Source organism: Oleiphilus sp. HI0132, from assembly GCF_001635845.1.
On the sequence record NZ_LWGJ01000252.1, the window covers coordinates 1 to 995 of the forward strand.

Sequence of the window (995 nt, forward strand, 5' to 3'; positions counted from 1 at the left end):
ATGCGCTGTAACTCGAGAGCACATAAGTCAATGGCTAAAGAAAGACGATGATCCAGACTTCGTTAACTGTCCAGATAAAAAGTTTGCCAGTTTTCTCAATGGTATGATTAATAAGTTGCGTGGCAAGAAAGATGGTCCTCAAGCTTTGCCCGAAAGTCGTTTAAATAATAATATTATTTTGCGTAAGCTGAAGATTGCGCTGAACCTTCGAGACGATGATATTTGTGAGCTAATGGCATTAGGTGGCTATCGTGTCAGCAAATCCGAGTTGAGCGCATTCTTTCGTAAAGTAGGCCACAAACATTATCGTGAGCTGCAAGATCAAATGCTGCGCAAGTTTATTCAGGGCATGCAGCGAAAATACCGTGATAGCACAGATGCTGATGAGACTGCGGTTCCTGCATCTCCCGTCCATAGTAAGGAAGACTCAAACAGCGAAAGCGACCGAAATGTGAACAGTGCTATTTGGAATAAATCAAAAGCGGGTAAGTGACTTATTGACTGGTGGATATCGCGCTACCTCTTGAACGAAAAATACAGGGTTGTAGTGTTTTAAGGCCGCGGTCATTAATACAGTAAAAGCGATGATTAAAAAATAACAATCTACGTCAAGCCTTTACCCTAACAGCCCTAAAAATGATAGGATAGCGCAAATTTTTCTAATCTATTTAGTCAGAGATCAGCGCTGTGCCAATTCAAAAACCAAGCATTAAACCAAATAACCCAAACTTTTCATCAGGGCCTTGTAGTAAAAGGCCTGGTTATGACGTTAACCAGCTCCAATTAGATACCTTAGGTCGATCTCATCGCGCCAAGATTGGTAAGACAGCATTGGAAGCATGCTGTACTGAAACGGCGCGTTTATTGGGTTTGCCTGAAGGTTATCGAGTGGGTGTAGTACCGGGTTCTGATACCGGAGCAATGGAAATGGCGATGTGGTCGATGCTCGGTGCTCGTCCTGTCGATGTTTTTGCGTGGGAATCCTTCGGTAAAGG

At 43.3% G+C, this 995-nt stretch carries 1 protein-coding gene and 1 pseudogene; both read left to right on the forward strand.

The window, feature by feature from the left end; genetic code table 11:
• On the forward strand, nt 1-493 hold a 493-nt coding region (locus A3766_RS03125; protein ID WP_068641650.1), incomplete at its 5' end, for a DUF1456 family protein.
• A 194-nt stretch (nt 494-687) separates the two neighbouring features.
• A pseudogene (locus A3766_RS03130) lies at nt 688-995 on the forward strand (phosphoserine aminotransferase); the annotation flags it as partial.